Annotated in this window: 18 protein-coding genes; 10 read left to right on the top strand and 8 right to left on the bottom strand. The window is 56.1% G+C overall.

Features of this window, described 5'->3' with window-relative positions; all coding sequences use genetic code 11:
• The first annotated feature begins 40 nt into the window (after positions 1-40).
• Positions 41-703 (top strand): YoaK family protein, encoded by a 663-nt coding sequence (locus ACQCLF_RS06940; protein WP_426985614.1) that lies wholly within the window; start codon positions 41-43, stop codon positions 701-703.
• Here ACQCLF_RS06940 and rnk read toward each other — a convergent pair.
• The 5 genes from rnk to ACQCLF_RS06915 all read right to left on the bottom strand — a co-directional run bounded on the left by rnk (position 700) and on the right by ACQCLF_RS06915 (position 3,742).
• On the bottom strand, positions 700-1,089 hold the full coding sequence (gene rnk / locus ACQCLF_RS06935; RefSeq protein WP_426985612.1) for a nucleoside diphosphate kinase regulator: 390 nt from the start codon (positions 1,087-1,089) through the stop codon (positions 700-702). The genes ACQCLF_RS06940 and rnk overlap by 4 nt on opposite strands.
• Positions 1,090-1,183: 94 nt before the next feature.
• Positions 1,184-1,558 (bottom strand): GreA/GreB family elongation factor, encoded by a 375-nt coding sequence (locus ACQCLF_RS06930; RefSeq protein ID WP_426985610.1) that lies wholly within the window; start codon positions 1,556-1,558, stop codon positions 1,184-1,186.
• A 231-nt stretch (positions 1,559-1,789) separates the two neighbouring features.
• Positions 1,790-2,200, bottom strand: a complete 411-nt coding sequence (locus ACQCLF_RS06925; RefSeq protein ID WP_426985608.1) for an ExbD/TolR family protein — start codon at positions 2,198-2,200, stop codon at positions 1,790-1,792.
• 3 nt (positions 2,201-2,203) lie between these two features.
• Complete coding sequence (locus tag ACQCLF_RS06920) at positions 2,204-2,935, bottom strand: MotA/TolQ/ExbB proton channel family protein (RefSeq protein WP_426985606.1); 732 nt, start codon at positions 2,933-2,935, stop codon at positions 2,204-2,206.
• Positions 2,936-2,953: 18 nt separating this feature from the next.
• Complete coding sequence (locus tag ACQCLF_RS06915; RefSeq protein ID WP_426985604.1) at positions 2,954-3,742, bottom strand: TonB family protein; 789 nt, start codon at positions 3,740-3,742, stop codon at positions 2,954-2,956.
• Positions 3,743-3,978: 236 nt separating this feature from the next.
• Between ACQCLF_RS06915 and ACQCLF_RS06910 the strand changes: the two genes are divergently transcribed.
• The 6 genes from ACQCLF_RS06910 to ACQCLF_RS06885 all read left to right on the top strand — a co-directional run bounded on the left by ACQCLF_RS06910 (position 3,979) and on the right by ACQCLF_RS06885 (position 10,303).
• The gene (locus tag ACQCLF_RS06910; RefSeq protein WP_426985602.1) at positions 3,979-4,488 is read left to right on the top strand and encodes an RNA polymerase sigma factor; all 510 of its coding nucleotides are present in this window, start codon (positions 3,979-3,981) and stop codon (positions 4,486-4,488) included.
• A gap of 36 nt (positions 4,489-4,524) precedes the next feature.
• A complete protein-coding gene (locus ACQCLF_RS06905; protein ID WP_426985600.1) occupies positions 4,525-5,520 on the top strand; it encodes a FecR family protein in 996 nt (331 codons plus the stop codon).
• 191 nt (positions 5,521-5,711) lie between these two features.
• Entirely contained in the window at positions 5,712-7,982 is a 2,271-nt protein-coding gene (locus ACQCLF_RS06900; protein ID WP_426985598.1) for a TonB-dependent receptor domain-containing protein, read from the top strand.
• A 106-nt stretch (positions 7,983-8,088) separates the two neighbouring features.
• The gene (locus ACQCLF_RS06895; RefSeq protein WP_426985596.1) at positions 8,089-8,379 is read left to right on the top strand and encodes a hypothetical protein; all 291 of its coding nucleotides are present in this window, start codon (positions 8,089-8,091) and stop codon (positions 8,377-8,379) included.
• Positions 8,380-8,399: 20 nt separating this feature from the next.
• A complete protein-coding gene (locus ACQCLF_RS06890) occupies positions 8,400-9,959 on the top strand; it encodes a PepSY-associated TM helix domain-containing protein (RefSeq protein WP_426985594.1) in 1,560 nt (519 codons plus the stop codon).
• Positions 9,956-10,303, top strand: a complete 348-nt coding sequence (locus ACQCLF_RS06885; RefSeq protein ID WP_426985592.1) for a DUF3325 domain-containing protein — start codon at positions 9,956-9,958, stop codon at positions 10,301-10,303. Before ACQCLF_RS06890 ends, ACQCLF_RS06885 begins: the two co-directional genes overlap by 4 nt.
• Here ACQCLF_RS06885 and ACQCLF_RS06880 read toward each other — a convergent pair.
• The 3 genes from ACQCLF_RS06880 to ACQCLF_RS06870 are packed head-to-tail and all read right to left on the bottom strand — an operon-like array spanning position 10,300 to position 14,129.
• Positions 10,300-10,869, bottom strand: a complete 570-nt coding sequence (locus tag ACQCLF_RS06880; protein WP_426985590.1) for a TlpA family protein disulfide reductase — start codon at positions 10,867-10,869, stop codon at positions 10,300-10,302. The genes ACQCLF_RS06885 and ACQCLF_RS06880 overlap by 4 nt on opposite strands.
• Positions 10,862-12,964, bottom strand: a complete 2,103-nt coding sequence (locus ACQCLF_RS06875; protein WP_426985588.1) for a glycoside hydrolase family 36 protein — start codon at positions 12,962-12,964, stop codon at positions 10,862-10,864. The genes ACQCLF_RS06880 and ACQCLF_RS06875 overlap by 8 nt, the downstream gene beginning before the upstream one ends.
• A gap of 31 nt (positions 12,965-12,995) precedes the next feature.
• Complete coding sequence (locus ACQCLF_RS06870) at positions 12,996-14,129, bottom strand: amidohydrolase family protein (RefSeq protein WP_426985586.1); 1,134 nt, start codon at positions 14,127-14,129, stop codon at positions 12,996-12,998.
• A gap of 391 nt (positions 14,130-14,520) precedes the next feature.
• On the opposite strand from ACQCLF_RS06870, the gene ACQCLF_RS06865 reads away from it, so the two are divergent.
• Genes ACQCLF_RS06865 through ACQCLF_RS06855 form a run of 3 tightly spaced genes read left to right on the top strand, consistent with a single transcriptional unit; the run spans position 14,521 to position 17,949 of the window.
• Entirely contained in the window at positions 14,521-15,792 is a 1,272-nt protein-coding gene (locus ACQCLF_RS06865; protein WP_426985584.1) for a D-tagatose-bisphosphate aldolase, class II, non-catalytic subunit, read from the top strand.
• Between the two features lie 10 nt (positions 15,793-15,802).
• Positions 15,803-16,996: an SIS domain-containing protein gene (locus ACQCLF_RS06860; protein ID WP_426985582.1), complete on the top strand. Its 1,194-nt coding sequence runs from the start codon at positions 15,803-15,805 to the stop codon at positions 16,994-16,996.
• Positions 16,987-17,949, top strand: coding sequence for an N-acetylglucosamine kinase (locus tag ACQCLF_RS06855; RefSeq protein WP_426985580.1), 963 nt, complete (start codon positions 16,987-16,989; stop codon positions 17,947-17,949). The genes ACQCLF_RS06860 and ACQCLF_RS06855 overlap by 10 nt, the downstream gene beginning before the upstream one ends.
• Positions 17,950-17,955: the final 6 nt, after the last annotated feature.

Raw genomic sequence — 17,955 nt, 5'->3', positions numbered from 1 at the left:
CAATAGCGGCAATGTTCATTGAATTTGTAAGGGGGAGCTTTTGATATCCAGGCTGCCACGGTGGGTGGAATATGGCGCATTTGCCTTATCGCTGCTAGCGGGCATCGTGAATGCGGTAGGCTTGCTGGGATTTCAGCACGAAGCCGTGTCTCACCTGTCGGGTACGGCGACCCTGTTTGGCACTCAGGTGTTTAAATCGTCAGGCCAGGCTCTTCACCTGTTGGCGGTGATGGCCAGCTTCGTGCTAGGGGCGGTGCTGTCGGGCCTGCTGATCCCCGATGGCTCTCTGAAACTGGGGCGTCACTACGAAACCCTGCTTTGTGTGGAGGGCATACTGCTGGTGGCAGCGCTGCTTTCACTGGAGCAGGGATTGCTCTTTGGGCATTGCCTGGCCTCGGCAGCCTGTGGGCTGCAAAATGCGCTGGTGACGACCTACAGCGGCGCGGTGGTTCGCACCACACACGTCACTGGGGTATTTACCGATCTGGGGTTGATGTTGGGTTCCATGCTCAGGGGGCGTGGGTTTGATCGACGCCGGGCTCTGCTGTTCCTACTGATCATTACCGGGTTTATTGCCGGCGGAGTGGCGGGTGCCTGGCTCTTCGTTCGCCTGGCATTTTGGACCCTGGCCGTGCCAGCGGCCATGTGCTTCCTGCTGGCGCTGGTCTACCGGCGTTATCGGCTTAGAGTCAACAGGCCCTAGTCGCTGGCCGGGGGACTGACATCGTTCACGGTAATAATGGTTTGGTTCCCCTGGCTGATGGTCCAGTCAATTGACTGCCCCTCCCTGAGCCCGATGATGGCGCTACCCACCGGACTCAGTACCGAGAGTTTGTTTTCCGTATTATCCAGCTCGGTGGGATAAACCAACTGGTACGTAAAGGTCTTTCCTGTGGACTGGACCGTGAACGTAACGCTTGAACCAATTGCAACAGTGTCGCCTGGCAGCTTGTGAGCTGGGACCACCTTGGCGCGATCCAACTCCTCCGCAAGCTGCTCGGTGATCAGATCTTCGGGAACGGAATCGATCAAACGCAACAATGCGCTATGGTCTGCTTTACTCATTTGGATGGCGGGTTTCTTTGCCATAAATCCTCCTATTACAATATTGAATGAAGGCCATTCCTGGCCTGAGAATCAATCCTTCTTTCAGCGTCTTTTCGGTGCAGTCAGATAAAAAGGGTTAACATGGAGTGATGCGAATAATCTTGAATTTCATGGCTCCGCCGGGCACTGGGATCTTTACAGTGTCATCGATGCGCTTGTTGAGCAGCGCGGCACCGAGCGGCGACAAGAAAGAAATTTTGCCCGCGCTCGGCTGGCTTTCCTGTGGGCTGACGATATCCATTTCACACACATCGTTTTCCTGAAAATCAAATAACGTGATTCGGCAACCAACCGCGACCGATGCGGATTGGGATGTCGCGCTCCCTGCTGTTTCCAGAAGCCTGGAAAGAGTAAATGGGCCAATATTCATGCCCCAGGGGCGAGTTATATAAAAATGACGCGCGCGTCGATACATCGAGCGCCGACGCTCAATGGCGTTAAACGAACACATGACAGACTCCTGGCCTACCGTGCTTGTATGGAATAACAGCTTGTAGTGATAAAACTAACGATTCGGAAAAAAAGTGACAGGAACGCGAATAGCGAGTACCGGGCAGGTACTCGCTAGGAGGGAAAGGTGGGAGACAGCCTCCACATAAGAAAGCGTTTTAACAGAGTCATAGGGCAATAAGTTAGCCCAAATAAAAATAAAGTCAAGCGAGGTGGTGTCTACCCGGCGGGCTTAAGGGCCCGGTTCGGTAACGAAGCCAAGTTTCTCAATGCCCGAGCGCTGAATAGCGGCCATCGTTGTCACCACGTGTTCATAGGCGACGGACTTGTCGCCGCGTAAATGCACTTGGGGCTGTGGATCTTTTTGCGCTGCTTCGGCAAGACGCCGCTGTAAGTCATCGTTGCTGACAGTGTCTTCATTCCAGTGCAGCTCGCCATTGGCCAGCACGGCAATGTTGATGGTGTCCGGAGTGATTTCGTTGCGCTGATTGCTTGCCTGCGGCAAGTCCACTTTAACTGAATGGGTAATCACTGGCACGGTAATAATGAAAATAATCAGCAAAACCAACATGACATCCACCAAGGGCGTCATATTGATTTCGCTCATGACTTCCTCGTCGTCAAAGCCGCCGCCGAATGCCATGGGTTATGCTCCTTTGGCCGCGTCGGCCAGTCGTGCAACAGAGTATGACGCTTCCTGGCGGCGCGGTGGCGCGCCGGTAATCAAATACGCGTGTAGCTGGTGAGCAAAACGGTTGAGCTTGCCGAGTACGCCGCGGTTGCCTCGACTCAGTGCGTTATAGCCGAGAACGGCAGGAATTGCTACGGCCAACCCAAAGGCTGTCATGATCAGAGCCTCGCCCACTGGACCAGCGACTTTGTCGATGCTGGCCTGGCCGGAGACGCCGATACCGACCAGCGCATGGTAAATACCCCAGACGGTACCGAACAGCCCGATAAACGGTGCCGTGGAACCCACGGATGCCAGAATGGCCAGCCCCCGCTGCAGACGTTCGGCACTCTCGTCGATGGAGGTGCGCAAGCACGCGGTCAGCCACTCCCCGAGCGGCAGTTGGCCGTGCAGGTCGTCAGTATGAGTCTTGTGGTGATCCAGCGCTTCCATGCCCGTTTCCGCCAAGTGCCGGAAAGGGTTGCTGTCGCGATGGGTGCCGACCATGTGCAGCCCTTCGACGAAGCTGCGGGCGTGCCAGAAATCGTTCAGTGCGGCAGCTGGCTTGCGCAGCCGATACAGTTGCCAGCTGCGAATGGCGATCACACACCAGCTGGCCACCGACATGATCAGCAACATAATGGCGACGCCTTTAATGACGACATCACCTTGCTCCCACATTGCTGCAATACCATAGGGGTTGTTCATGCTGTTCTCCTCGCCCGGTTAATTCAATGAGAATTCAATGGGCTGTAAATACCAGTAGGGAATGGGTTGACCCGCCCGGGACGCGGGCACATATCGCCAGTGTTGGACGGCTTCTATTGCCGCGTCATCCAGGCGCTCAAAACCGCTGGATTGCTCGATGCGGATCTCTCCGATGGAACCGTCCGGCATGATCAATACTTCGAGTAAAACCACTCCGCTTTGTCGCAGTCGACGTGCCTGGCGTGGATAAACCGGTGCCGGGTTATTCAAATGAGCGGCGTCGGCTCGCGGCGGTGTGACGGGCGCTTCCAGTGCATTTTCATCCACAGCGGGCGCCTCGGAAGAGGGAGCACTTTGGGCAGCGCTGGGGGCGGTAGTGGCTTCACGGACCGGTTCCTGTTCCTCAGCGGGCGCCGTTTCAGGTACCGGTTCCACCTGGGGTTTCACGACAGGCTCCGGTTCGAGTGGTGTTTCAGACTCCGGGGTGATGGTTGGAGGTGTCTCCCTGGGTTGTGGCTGGGGCGGCGGTGTCGATTCAGGTTGCGGAGCCGGAGCCGGGGCTGGCGCGGTGGCGCTATCCTGGGCTTCCGCTTGTGAGGGGGGCGGTGCCACCAGAGAACCGCTGATGGTCGGGAGATTGACAACATTCAGCACCGGTGCTTTCGTCCATAGCAGCATGCCGAGTGCCAGACTGTGTGCGGCCACCACAATCGTGCTGGCGATCAGCGGGGTTCGCCACCGCGACCACGCGTTAGTGGGCGGTGTCGAAAGAAGGCCGGAGCTGTAGGCAGCAAGCGGTGCATTCATGGCAATGGAGTGACGAACAGCATAGAAATAAAGGGCTGCCAATCCAAGAGTAGGCAGCGGTCAATGGAGCCGTGTTGGTTTCAATCAGTCGCGGGCGGCAGTTGCGCTGGCCACTTATACTAAATACAATGATAATTATTATCAAGTATATTCTCGGCTGCATATCGTTGTGCAGCCAGGATAGGTTTTTCGTGCCTGGGGCGGGGTGTTGATGGCGAGCAACGTGGTAGTCAATCGTGAGTAGTCGCGTAGCGTCTCTGTTTTTGGCTCATCGGCGAGAGCTTGAGGCTTATCTGCAGCGTCGTCTTCGCGATGCAGAGATGGCCGCTGATCTTACTCAGGAAACCTTTTTGCGTTTTACCCAGCAAGCCAGAAATGACAGAGATGCCATTACTCACGCCCGTTCCTACCTGTTCCGCACGGCGCATAATCTCGCGGTGGATTACTCCCGTCAGGCGGCGGTGCGACCGGAAGCTTTGGTGGACCAAGTGGATCTCGATCAATTGCTCGATGGCAGTCCCGCCCCGGAGTCTATCGTGGGCGGGGAGCGGCAGTTGCAACGCCTGCGGGCGCTGTTGATGGAACTGCCTGAGCGGACCCGAAGGGTTTTCACTCTCTGCCGTATCGAGGGGATGACGTATCGGGATGCCGCCTGTGCGCTGGATATTTCCGAAAGTTCTGTGCAAAAACATCTGGCCCAGGCGTTAAAGTACACGGTACAGAAACTGCGCGACGAAGATGCCTGACATGATGAACCGCCACCCTCTGATAGGGACACATTGATGCCGCCGCTAGAGAATCGGCCCTCTGAGCAAGCCGGGCAAGAGACTATCGACCAGCAGGCAGCGGAGTGGGTGACGCGGCTCGCGGGAGGGGGTATTGAACGCTCCGAGCAGCAACAACTTTCCCGCTGGCTGGCTGAGGACGCCAGACATCGTGAAGCGTTTACACAATCCCAGCAGGTTTGGCGGGCAATGGGCGCGTTGCGCGAGCCTTTGGTATCCGAGGCGGTCATTGAAAGCCGTGTAACGCGATGCCGCCATTTCCGGTGGTCTGCCGGGGTGGCGGCGGCGAGCGTGTTAATGGTCCTGTGTGTTCAGTTGTGGCTCAGTGGTGCCTGGCCGACCGGGCGGGAATCGGCAGCGGATTATGCAACGGCGCCGGGTGAGCAGCAAACCGTTACGCTGCGCGATGGCAGTCGGGTGCGGCTGGGGCCGGATTCCGCTATCGCGGTTGCCTATGACGCCGACTTTCGTCGGGTCAATCTGGTGAGCGGCGTCGCCTACTTTACAGTTGCGGCGGAGCGCGGGGCGGGGTTTCGCCCCTTTGTGGTGGAGGCGGGCAGTTTGTCGGGAACGGCGTTGGGCACCCGGTTTGTGGTGGACCGGCTTGCAGGAACAACAGCTGAGCTGACGGTGATCGAGCACGCGGTGGCGGTATCGACGCCAGCCACTCATACTCCGGTGAATGTCGATGCCGGTCAGCGGGTTCGTGTTCAGGGGGCGCAACTGGACGCTCCGGTCTCGGCCGACCCGGGCTGGGCCAAGGCGTGGAAACACAATCAATTGGTGTTTGAGCGAACATCGCTGAAGGATGTCATTACCCGGCTCAACCGTTTTCGCACTCACAAGATTATTCTGAGCCGGTCTGAGGCCTCTCAAATTCGAGTCAGTGGCGTCTTCGATCCCACCGATAGTGATCAGGTCGTGAATGCTCTGGCAAAGCAACTTGACTTGAAGGTTTATCGCATTCCCCCCTTCCTGACCATTCTGCGCTGATCAGCGCATCGGGTGATCTTCTTTTTTCGATTTTTTTTACTGAATTCCGTGATGGGTACGTCTTAGAGGTAGTGCAAATAAAAAGCATTATCAATAAGCCGACTGTTCGGCGATTGCACCGTCTGATGATGAAGGTCCTCCGCACAGAGGGGGCCGGATCGCTTTTTGCCTAATCGAACACGGAGATTGTAATGACCACACTGTTTCAAGCGCGCTTTGGGGAGCGCCACCGACCGCTGGCTTTGGCCTTGTGCATCAGCGCTTTGAGCGTCGGTTCTCTGGCCCTGCCGTCAACCGTCTCTGCACAGGAAACAAGCGGCGCGCCGGATGCCGTTACGCAGACCCAGGTGCGGGACTTCCAGATTCCCGCTCAACCATTGACCCGGGCGTTGATTCGTTTTGCCACTCAGGCGGACTTGCAACTGGTGTATGACGCTTCAACATTTGAAGGCCTGAGTACGGCGGGGCTCAGGGGCTCCTACCCCATTGGCGCGGGCCTGGACCGCTTGCTGGCCGGAACCGGAGTGAACTACCGCATCACCGCCAACAATTACATCGAATTGACGCGCGAGCCGGTCTCCTCGGACAGCCGCCGTGAAGCACCAAAGCGCCTGAAGTCTGTCGTGGTCAGTGCGGCCGGTTTTGAGCAGGATATCGTGGAGGCACCCGCGAGTATCTCCGTGATCAGTCGCGAGGAGCTGGAAGGGAAATCCTATACCGACCTGACTGACGCACTGCAAGACATTCCGGGCCTTTCCATCGAAGGGGGCCCGGGTCGCAAAGGGGGCACGGGTGAAATATCCATTCGCGGGCTGGACTCAAAGTACACCCTCATCATGGTCGACGGTAAAGCCCAGGGGTCCCGCCAGGCTTATTACAACGGCTTTGGTGGAGGCGCCGAGTTTGGCTGGTTGCCGCCGATGTCGGCCATTGAGCGTATCGAAATTATTCGCGGCCCCATGTCGTCGTTGTACGGTTCGGACGCCCTCGGTGGGGTGGTGAATGTGATCACCAAGAAAGTTGTGAATGAATGGAGCGGCACCGTCACCGCCGATAAAACCATCCAGGACGATTCCAACTCCGGAGACTCGGACCAGTACCGCTATTACCTGAGTGGTGCGCTGGTAAAAGACAGGTTGGGTCTGGCGGTATACGGCAATACGCATAACCGTGAAGAAGACGCCATCGTGAACGGTTATCGGCAAATGCGCAAAGACAGTAATACCGCTAAATTGAGCTGGCAGGCCACGGAGGCGCAGAGCCTGCAACTGGAAGCCGGGTTTGCTCGACAGCGTGCGGTCGGTACGGCGGATCGAAGCGGTGAATTGGAGCTTGAAAATGAGCGCAGCCACTACGCATTGACGCACGATATTCACTGGAACGGCAATATCCAGACGCACAGTTATCTTCAGGATGAGGATATGAAGAACATCACCCAGAATGCCCGGTATGGACGGACCACGCTCAATACCAGCACAGTGATGGCGCTGGGCGATCACATGCTGACCGTCGGTGGTCAGTACCGCGAGCAAAAAACCGAAAACCCGGAGCGGGCCAAGAATAAAGCCACGCTGGAGCGTTGGGATTCCGCTGTGTTTGTGGAGGATGAATGGTCGTTAACGGACAAGCTGGCACTGACCGGTGGCGCCCGCTGGGTGAATGACGAAAAGTATGGCGATGAAATCACCCCGCGCTTGTACGGCATTTACCGTGTTACGTCTCAGTGGACGTTCAAGGCGGGCGTCAGCACCGGCTACAGCACCCCGGATCTCAAGCAGGGCGATTCGCAATGGGTGGAAGGCGGCGGTGGCCGCAGCACGGATGGCGCAGATGTGGGCAATGATGACCTGAAACCGGAAGAGAGCGTCAGTTACGAGTCGGCGTTGCTGTGGAATTCGGATGCTGGTGCTCACGCCTCGATTACCGTGTACCAGACTGATTTCAAAGACAAAATCGAAAAGCCGGTCATCTGCCAGGAGAGTGAGCCCCTGGCTTATGACTGCTCCTACCTCGGCGTTCCTTATCAACGTGTTTACCAGTATCAGAACGTAGAAGATGCTGAGTTACGGGGTGTGGAAGCGGCTATCACGATTCCGTTCGGTAGCGTGGATGCCACGGCCAACTACACCTACTCCGACAGCGAGCAGAAAACCGGTGAAAACGCCGGCGAGCCGCTGAACAACCAGCCGGAGCACCGGGTGAACCTGAAAGCCGACTGGCGCGTGTCCGAGCAGTTCAAGGTGTGGAGCCGTGTGAAGTATAAAAGCAGCACGGCACAAACCGGCACCAGCGAGATTCCGGCCTACACCTTTGTTGACGCGGGTCTGACTTACCACTTCAGCAAAGCCGCCAACGTTTACATGGGCGTATACAACCTGTTTGATAAACGGGTAACCCAGGAAGACTTTGGCAAAGTGTTGGATGGCCGCTATATGAACGTTGGTTTGACCGTCAATTTCTAATGGGCGGCTAACTCGCTAAAGGCGTTGTCCCAGTGGTGTTTTAACGACCGGCTGTGACAGCGCCCTTAGTGGACCACCTTTTTTGCCAATACACGATACCAACAATATGTCGTCATCCTATCCTGACTACCTGTCCATTGGCCTGAGAACGCTCACTGCCGTGGTGGGTGGCTATCTACTGTCAGCCGTCGTTGCGCTGGGCCTTTCGGAGCTCTTCCAACTGACCGGACGAGACGCGCAACAATTTGTCGCCCTGGTGTTTTTCACCGTTTATGCGATCGCCATCATGGCGGTGTTTGCGTTTCGTTCCACAGCAAAAGCGCTGGGCATTCCCTGGGCCTTGACCAGTGCGCTCTGGCTGGCTTGGTGGTTGGCAACGGGAGTAACCGCGTCGTGAAAAACGGGTTTCGACAATCCATGGCGTGGCTTCACACCTGGAGTGGTTTGTTGATGGGGTGGCTGCTGTTCGCCGTGTTTTTGACCGGTACGGTTGCCTTTTTTCGACATGAAATCACTTACTGGATGACACCGGAGCTGCATCAATCCGTACCGTCAGAAAAAACGCCCGAGGTGGCGGCGCAATTTCTTTCGCGGGTGGCTCCGCAGGCTGAACAGTGGCGCATCGACTTGCCCGATGAGCGCGACCGCACGGTGAGTGTGATGTGGCGTAATTCGGGTGAGCCGCCTGCCGGGCGCCGCGGAGGCCATCGTGAAATTCTGGATGCCACCACCGGAGAGACGCTGCACCCGCGGGAGACTCGCGGGGGCGGCTTTCTGTACCGGTTTCACTTTGAACTGTATGCCATGCCTCGGCACTGGGGGCGCGGTATCGTCGGTGTGGCCACGTTGTTTATGTTCGTCGCTATTCTCAGTGGTATCGTGACGCACAAAAAAATCTTCGCCGACTTTTTCACATTTCGCCCCAAAAAAGGCCAGCGTTCCTGGCTGGACGCTCATGCCGCCACGGCCGTGCTGGCATTGCCGTTTCACTTGATGATTACCTTCAGCGGTCTGGTCTTGGTGGCGTCCACCTTGCTGTTCTGGAACTATGAGCCTCGCGGGCAGCGCGGTGGTCCCGGGGAAAATGTAGCGCCTGCTGCAGCGCAGGAAGTGGTACGAGAATTACCGCTGCCATTGCTGGCGCCGTTAATTGCTGAGGCAGAAGCCGATTGGGGGCAGCCAGTGGGTAGCATCAACATTGATAACCCCTTTCAGCGCGATATGCGCATTGAGCTGACTTCTTTGTACACGCAAATACTGAGTGCCCATGGTGGTGGCAGCGCCAATGGTACCGACAAGCTGATATTCGATGCGTCCGGTACCCGTGTGGGTGCTTCCGGGTTGACGCAAAATATCAGTGGTATTCAAATATTCAGCAATGCACTGGGAACTTTGCATCGCGCTCGATACGCTGATTCCCTCACGCGCTGGCTTTTCTTTATCGCCGGTGTACTGGGTACCATTATGGTAGGCACCGGCATGGTGTTATGGAGTGTTAAGCGCGCACGGAAGCGGCTCGGCCGATTTGGGTATGAACTCGTGTGCGGTTTGAATGTAGGAAGTATTGCCGGGCTCATGGCGGCCATGGGGATCTATTTTTGGGCCAACCGTCTGGTACCCGCCACAGTGGAACACAGGGCGGACTGGGAAGTGAACGCGTTCTTTGTCGCCTGGGCCGTGCTGCTGGTGTATGGCCTGGTGGATCGTCACCGCCGTGGTTGGGTGGTGCAGCTTGTTGCGGGGGCTGTGTTGTATTTGTTGCTGCCCGTGCTCAATTTCCTCACGTCGGACTTGACGGTTCTTCAGGCCTGGCGCGGTCATAACTGGCCGGTGCTCGGGTTTGATGGTATTAGTTTGCTGACCGGCGTCACGCTGGCCGCGATGGCGGGGTATCTGTACCGAAAACCGATGCTTCACGCGAGGAAAGCGTCCCGTGCTCCACGTGCCGAGCGCCGCTTGCAGGAGGCCGAAGCATGATTGCGCTTGCCCTGATATTAAGCTTTCTCGGCTTTTTGCATCTGTCCCTCACGATAAAGCGCCATGCCTGGGATACGCTGGGCGGGAAGCCGTCCCCGCAAGTGGCTCGGCTGTTGCAGTGTTGTGGTTGGTTGTTTTTGGCGCTGTCGGTGGTTCCCTGCTTGCAGCATTGGCCATGGAGTCTGGCGTTGACGGCGTGGCTTGGACTCATCACAGTATCCAGCCTGGCAGTGATGGCGCTCCACACCTACAGGCCAACGCTGTTGTTGTGGAGCTGGCGCTGGCTCTCTCCCGTTGCCTGGTCGCAACGGTGGATTCAGCGCGCTGGCCCCAGTAGTGATTAGTGCCCATTAATGGCGAGCGCGCGATCAATCACGGCTCGCAGAAAGGCCTTGTCCGATTCCTTAAAGCCCGCATGCACGATGGTGGGGGTGCCGCTTGCGTCCAGCAGGAACGCCGAGGGAAGCCCAACTACCTGCAGGTGCTCCAGTAATTGGTTACTCCCGTCGTAGAGCACCGGGTAATCGACGGGATGTTTTTCCAGAAAGGCGAGTGCGTCTTTTTTGTGTTGGTCGACATTGACGGCCAGCACTTCAAAGCCCCGGTCATGAAATTCGTTACGCAGTTCATTAAGGAAAGGCATGGATTTCAGGCAGGGGCGACACCACGACGCCCAGAAATCGACATACACGATTTTGCCTTGATAGTCCTCGACCCGCACGATGTCGGTGCCATCTTTCGTTGCTTTTTCGGCGGCGATCAACGGCAGTTCCCAGTGCATTGGATGTGGTTCATTGGCCGGTGCAGGCCCGCTTAACAGCGAGCCTGCACCGATCACGACACAAGTGATGACACTATTCAATGCACCCGTCACTACAGACAGACAGCGCCGGGCTTTGTCGTTAATCAACGGGGATAACCTCCAGTAACAGGTGATCGTTAACGTCGATGTCCAGGGTAGCACTGCCACCGTCCTCGGTGCTGGTCACGGTGCCGAGCGAGCGGTTATTTTCGTAATCCATGACTTGATAATGGCCGCGGTTTAAACCTCTCAGCTCTACCGTGCCCTGCCAGCTATCCGCGTAGAACGCGTAATACATCCGGTCGTCTTTGGAGATGGCGTGGGTTTCCGGCGCGTCGAAGCCGATGTCGTAAAGGCTGCCTTCATAGACGCCTTTGGGCAGCATTTTCTCCTTGTAAATGTCGATCCAGTGCTGGAACTCACGCTCTTTCTCCGGTGTGAGCAAAAAGCTTTCTTCGTTACTGCCGTCGGCAGGCCAGTTGAACTTGGTGCCCACAACGGCGCCGATGCCCACCGAGGAGGCGAAGTCACTGGCGTTATCACTCAGCTCTACGTGGTCGCCGTAGTAGGGAGAGGATGCCCCCATAAGTGCTTTCAGTGTTTTGCCTTTGTGACGAATCTGCCATGAACTCAGGGGATCTGAACTGACGGACTGGTTCATATACGGCATATTGTGGAACGCATAGGAGGTGCCGCAGGGGCAAATTTCCACCACGGCTTTAGAGTTGATCTCAATGGCCGTTTCGTAAACCAGTTTCCAGTATTCCTGAAGCTGCTCGACGGATTCTTCGGGGTGGTCATGGTTGTGGGCCGGGTTGTAGCAGGGCGGCACACCGTTCAGGTGTTGGCCGTCAATCTTCAGCCCGGCGTAGCCCCAGTCGCCAATCATTTTCTGAACCAGCTCCTTAGTTTGCTCTTTGGTTTTTGCGTAGGCCGGGCAGAGGTAGTAGGCGTCCCACCAGGTGACATCCACCGGGTTGCCCTCTTTATCCAGCAGCAGCATGTCTTCGTGTTCGTTAATCAGGTCGGTGCCGGGGTCGACGGCAAGCGGTGCCCACCACAGCTTGGCTTTCAAACCGGCCTCTTCAATGTCTTCCACGAGCTCCCGCATGCTTTTATCCCCTTCCGGGAATTTGTTCCGGTCGAGATACCAGTCGCCCTCGGAGGTTTGCCAGCCGTCGTCGAGCACCGCCCAGGTTAAGCCCATTTCTTTTGCTTTCGGCAATGTTTGCAGCACTTCTTCTACGGTGAAACCGCGCTCGTAGCCCCAGGCGCACCAGATGGGCTCATAGCTCTCATCTGGATACTCCGGTGCTTCCAGACCTTTGTCCGCCATAATGTCTTTGTAGCTGACCAGGGCGTCGTAATAATCGCCCTGATGCACGGTCACGAAGGTTTCAAACGTGGTCAGGCTCTCGCCCGGTTCCAGCGTGGTGGGGCGGTCGTATTCCACACCGAGGGAGGCCGCGTCGTCGCCCTGGGGGTAGCTGATGGGGAGGGAGACGAGCTTGGGAGTGAGTTCCACATGACCCACTCCGACCCCTGCTTCGGGCGTCCACACATCGGAAACCGGTGTGCCACTGCCGTAGTCAGAAGAGTTCATGCCCATGAAGTTACGCTGTTCGTAACCGGGAGTGACGGGTTGTACCCAGTCGCGACGGTCGGCGAACGAGGCACCCTGGAATGACCAGAACGCCGGGTCTGACGCCGAGGTGGGAGAAAGCCGGTACTGGTTGTTAACCCACTTGAGAATACGCACCGGCGCTTCTGTCTGGTTGGTGTACTGCACCGACATCAACGCGGTGTCCGGGTGATTGTCATAAAGGCGCACGATAACTTGTTTTTCCATTCCTTCTGCCGTGCGACCGGTCAGTGTGTACTGCTCGCCTGATCCCAGATCATCGTTAACCGGCGCTACGCGATACGATTCGGCTTCGAAGTTATCAACGATGCCGCTGTTGAGCACAATGTATTCGGTGTTTTCATACTGCTTTTGCAGCGGTACGGTCTGGCCCGCACGTGTGGTCAAAATCTGGCTGTGTAGGCTCTGGTCGAAGCGCAGTAGCAAATCGCCATTGTTCAGCGTCAGTTCGTCAGTCAGGGCTCGGGTGCCATTTTTGGACATGACTTGGCAGCCCAGCAGGGCGATGAAGAGAAACCCGGCGGTCAGACCGGGCAGGGAGATTTTCGGAATTCTAGCCACTGTGTTGTCCTCTTGCTATTCGTTGTTCAGTCTAGTGGTTTTTGGAAGCGTATAACGTTGTCTTGAACACTCGTTCGGCGTTGCTGCGGTAGATCTTATCGATCACTGTCTTCGGAAGATGTAAGCCTTTGAACTCGCCCTCCACAAAACCGGACGTCAAGGTGTTATCGGTGGCCAGGTAGTCCCAGTCGGATTGCCATACTGTCATGGCTTCCGCCAGAAACTCCTGCCCGGACTGTCCATCCGTGTAGGTCAGGTCTGTGGCGTACAAAATTCGGTCCTGATACTTTATGAAGAACTGCCTTACTTCCTCGTAATCCTGCATGGATTGATATTGAATCTGGCCGATTCGTGCGGCCATATCCACTACCGCACTTGGATTGTCCTCGAGGAATCTGGCGAGCGCTTCGACGCTCCATTCCAGGCTGGCCATATGGGCGCCGATAAAGGTCAGCTTCGGGTGCATGTCCAACATCCGGTCGCGGCTGTTCATTTGATCTTCGTAGCTGGGCATCTCCGGATGGAGGTACATGTGGTAATGGGGATGCTCTTTAAAGTACTGCTTGTCATTCAGTACGGTCATCTCACTGACAGGGAGCCAACAGTTCCTCGGCTCGCCCTGATGACCAATGAGCGGCAGGTCCTGCTCTTCAAGATAGTCGAAAACCGGCGTGAACCCTTCGTCGTTGACCATGACCAGCTCGCCGGACTCATCCCGAAACGACATGCCGATGTTTTTCCAGACCTTGATGGCAATGGCGCCTTCATCGGTGGCGTGGTCGATCTGCTCCACTTTTCGCTCAACCCATTGCTGAGTGCCCCAGTCCTGCATGGTAAAGGTGCCGGCAAAGGCGAAGTCCTCGGGGTGACGTTGATAAAGCTCGGCGGTGATTTCCAGTTGACGGTCCACCGGTGGAAAGTCCGGGTAATCGACATTAATGCTGATCAGTTTGAAATTGGCCTCGCGAGCCAGATCAACCATATCGCTTCCGATGGAGTTGGCATGCACATGGCTGTCGATCTTGTCCAGACGTTTGAAATCATCACTTGTGTAGAAGTGCTGATCCGCCATCACGCTGAGCGGGTTCGCCAAGAAAGCGCCGAGGATGACACCTTTTAGGGCGGTAGAGACGGACAGGGCGCGGGGGACAGGTTTTTTTCTCATGGTTTAACCTCCTGGCGATCGGTGATGGAGTCTGGTTGTTGCCGGTCATTACTCCAAATAGAAATATAATGAAACTACAAAAGTCATCTTAAATCAACATTTTGGCAATGAAAGGAGCTGAATACGGCGACTCATGCGGCTCTAAATCTATAGGTTTTTCGGTAAGTCACTGATTTTTCAATAGTTTATTTTTTGTTTCTTTATGGTTTTTATTTCGGAAACGTTCGATGTTTCTTGCAAAATACCCCGTTTCTACGAGTTATGGAAATTAAATGAAACATTTTGTGTTTACAATATCGATATGCTGATCCATAATTTATCCATAAGAATCAGTTTAAGGGTATTAATTTGTTATCCAAGTCTAATGAAATTTAATGAAAGTGGGGTTTTTATGAGTGCGCTGTTGCAAATGTTGAGTGAGCACAAAAAAGGCCGAGCCGTCGGTATATGCTCCGTTTGTTCGGCTCATCCGCTGGTTATCAAGGCGACGCTGTCCCATGCTCAACGCACGGGCGGTTATGCGTTAATTGAGGCTACCTCGAATCAGGTCAATCAGGACGGTGGCTACACGGGCATGCAGCCCGGTGATTTCCGTCGGCTGGTGCTGGAACTGGCTGAGGAGGCCGGGCTGTCGGCCGATAAGGTGCTCCTGGGTGGCGACCACCTTGGGCCCAATTGTTGGCAATCACTGCCAGCAGAACAGGCCATGGAGAAGTCCGAGGTTCTGATTCGGCAGTATGTGGAGGCCGGGTTTGTCAAAATTCACCTGGATTGTTCCATGTCCTGCGATGGGGATCCGGTGCCCTTGTCCGATGCTATTGTCGCCGAGCGCGCCGCCCGTTTGTGCCGCGTGGCGGAAGAGGCGTGGCGTCGAGTGGACGGCGAAGCGCCGGTATATATTGTGGGGACCGAGGTGCCGGTTCCCGGTGGGGCTACCGAAGACCTGGCCGAGCTGGAAGTAACCGCGCCGGAAGCGGCGGCGGCTACGATTGAAGCCCACTATCAGTCATTCAAGGCGCTGGGCCTCGACGACGCCTGGCCTCGTGTTATGGGGCTGGTGGTGCAGCCTGGCGTGGAGTTTGATCACCATAAAGTGGTCGATTATAACCCGCCAGCGGCGGCCGAACTGAGCCGGAGCATCGAGAGCTATCCTTATATGCTGTTTGAGGCGCATTCGACGGACTATCAGACTCCGCAGAATCTGAAGCGTTTGGTGGAAGACCATTTTGCGATTTTGAAAGTGGGGCCGGGCGTGACGTTCGCGATGCGTGAGGCGCTGTGGGCGCTGGATGCGATCGAGCGGGAGTGGTTCGGTGACAGCGCCTCTGATTTGAGGCGCGTGGTTCTGGCCGAAATGGAGCGTGAGCCCAAATACTGGAAAAGTTACTACGCCAGCGAGGGTAATCTGCTGTTGCTTGATAAGCAGTACAGTTTAAGTGACCGGGTGCGCTATTACTGGAGCCGCCCGACGGTGGTTGAAGCGATGGCCGTGATGGAGAAAAACTTCAGGGAACAAACGCCCCCGCTAACGATGGTCAGCCAGTACCTGCCCTCTCAATATTCGGCGGTGCGCTCGGGTGATATCACGTTTGATGTGGAAAGCATCGTGGTTCACAAAGTGCAGGAAGTGTTGTCTCAATACGCTGCGGCTTGTACGGAATAAGGAATCAACAATGAATTATCTCGGTTTTACTGAAGCAAGCCTCGACGAATTGTCGGCGATCTGGACGGCAAAAGAAATTTGCCAACAGCCTCAGTCCTGGTTGCGCGCCTACGAAGCCTACCAAACCGCCAGGCCGGTGGTGGATGAGTTTTTGGAGCGCCTGTTACGCAAACCTGACCTGCGAATCATTCTGACCGGCGCCGGCACGTCAGCCTTCGCCGGAGGCTGTCTGGCACCGCTCATGACGAGCACTTTGCAGCGGCGGGCGGAGTCCGTTTCCACGACGGATATCGTCTCCAACCCGATGAGCTACTTGGAAGCTGGTACCCCTACGTTGATGGTCTCTTTTGCCCGTTCAGGCAACAGCCCGGAAAGCGTAGCCGCTGTTAGGCTGGCTGATCAGGCGGTGAAAGAGTGTTACCACCTGGTGGTGACCTGTAATAAGGAAGGCAGCCTGTTCCAATACTGTCAGGATAGTGAGCGTGCCCTGGCGGTACTGACGCCAGAAGAAACCAATGACAAAAGCTTTGCTATGACCTCGAGCTTTACCTCGATGATGTTGATGGCCGCATTGGTATTTTGCCCGACGGAGATTTCCTTCAAGGATCTTGAAGAAGTCAGCCACGGCACTCGTGATTTGATCCTGGATCAGGAGGCGCGCCTGAGAGCGTTGGCCCAGCAGCCTTTTGAGAGAGTGGTTTTTCTCGGCAGCGGTGGTTTCGCCTCGCTGGCCCAGGAGTCGGCGCTCAAACTGCTTGAGTTGACGGATGGGCAAGTGGTTGCCATGCACGATTCCCCGTTGGGGTTCCGGCACGGGCCTAAAACCATTATTAACGAGCACACCCTGGTGTTTGTTTTCCTGTCCAGCAATCCGTATACGCGCCAATACGACCTCGATCTGTTGGCCGAGCTTCGCCGCGACGGGGAGGCAGGCAAGGTGATTGCCCTGTCGGCGGACAACGGCCAGTTGTGTGAAGAAGATATCGGCATTGGCTACGCGAGTTCGTTATCCGATTTTCTGTTGCACTTCCCTTATATTGTCTGTGCACAAATGTTTGCCTTCTACAAAGCGTTGGCACTGCTGAACAAGCCGGACAGTCCTTCTTCGGGCGGCACGGTAAACCGAGTGGTGCAAGGCGTGACCATTTACCCCATGTATGAGAAGCGCAAACCTGCGCTTCAAGAGGGGGGAGAATGTATTTAGGCGTCGATGGTGGCGGCACTAAAACCGCCTTTGTCCTGCTGGGGGCGGATGGCGTTGTCCTTGCCCGGCACACGGGTCCGACTTGTTACCATCTTGAGGTCGGCCTGGAGGGGATGGAAACCGTGCTGCGCGAAGGCGTCAGTGAAATCAGTCGTCAAAGCGGAGTCAATGCCAGGGATGTGGCGTTTTCTTTTTTTGGCATTCCCGGCTACGGCGAAGACAGTGCGTTGATCGCGGCGTTGAGTTCGATTCCACAATCTGTGTTGGGCTCTGATCGTTATCGTTGTGACAATGACATGGTGTGTGGCTGGGCCGCGGGCTCGGGCGGACACGATGGTGTGCACATTGTGGCGGGAACCGGCTCTATTGGTTACGGAGAAAACGGCCATCGTAAGGCCAGGGTTGGTGGCTGGAGCGAGCTGTTCGGCGATGAGGGCTCGGCGTACTGGATAGCCAGGTCCGGGCTTGAAGCGTTCTCGCGTATGTCGGACGGGCGCGCCGGGAAAACGCGATTGCATGCGTTAATGGTCGAGCAATTGAATCTCGCCCGCGACCTGGACCTCTGTGCGCTGGTCCTGAATAAGTGGCAGGCATCCAGAAGCAAGATTGCCTCGCTGTCGAAGCTGGTGGCTGAAGCCGCCGGCCAGTCAGACCCGGTGGCATTGGCGATATTTGAGCGCGCGGGTGAAGAGCTGGCATTGATGGTCCAATCGTTATTGGCACAGTTGCAATTTGCTGAAGATCAAGCGGTGATCACCACCTATTCCGGTGGTGTTTTCCAGGCTGGCGACTTAATTATCGAACCCTTCAAAGCCGCGCTACAAACCGTTTCGCCATCGTGTGTACTCAAGAGCCCTGATTACAGCCCGGATATCGGCGCCGCGCTCTACGCGGCGAAAATCGCCGGCCACACGTTTTCCAGTGACAGCCTTGAGCGTCTAAAACAGCCTTGAGCGACT

Origin of the sequence: Marinimicrobium sp. ARAG 43.8, from assembly GCF_050113635.1 — a bacterium.
GTDB lineage: Bacteria > Pseudomonadota > Gammaproteobacteria > Pseudomonadales > Cellvibrionaceae > Marinimicrobium.
This window is presented reverse-complemented; position numbering and strand designations above follow the sequence as displayed.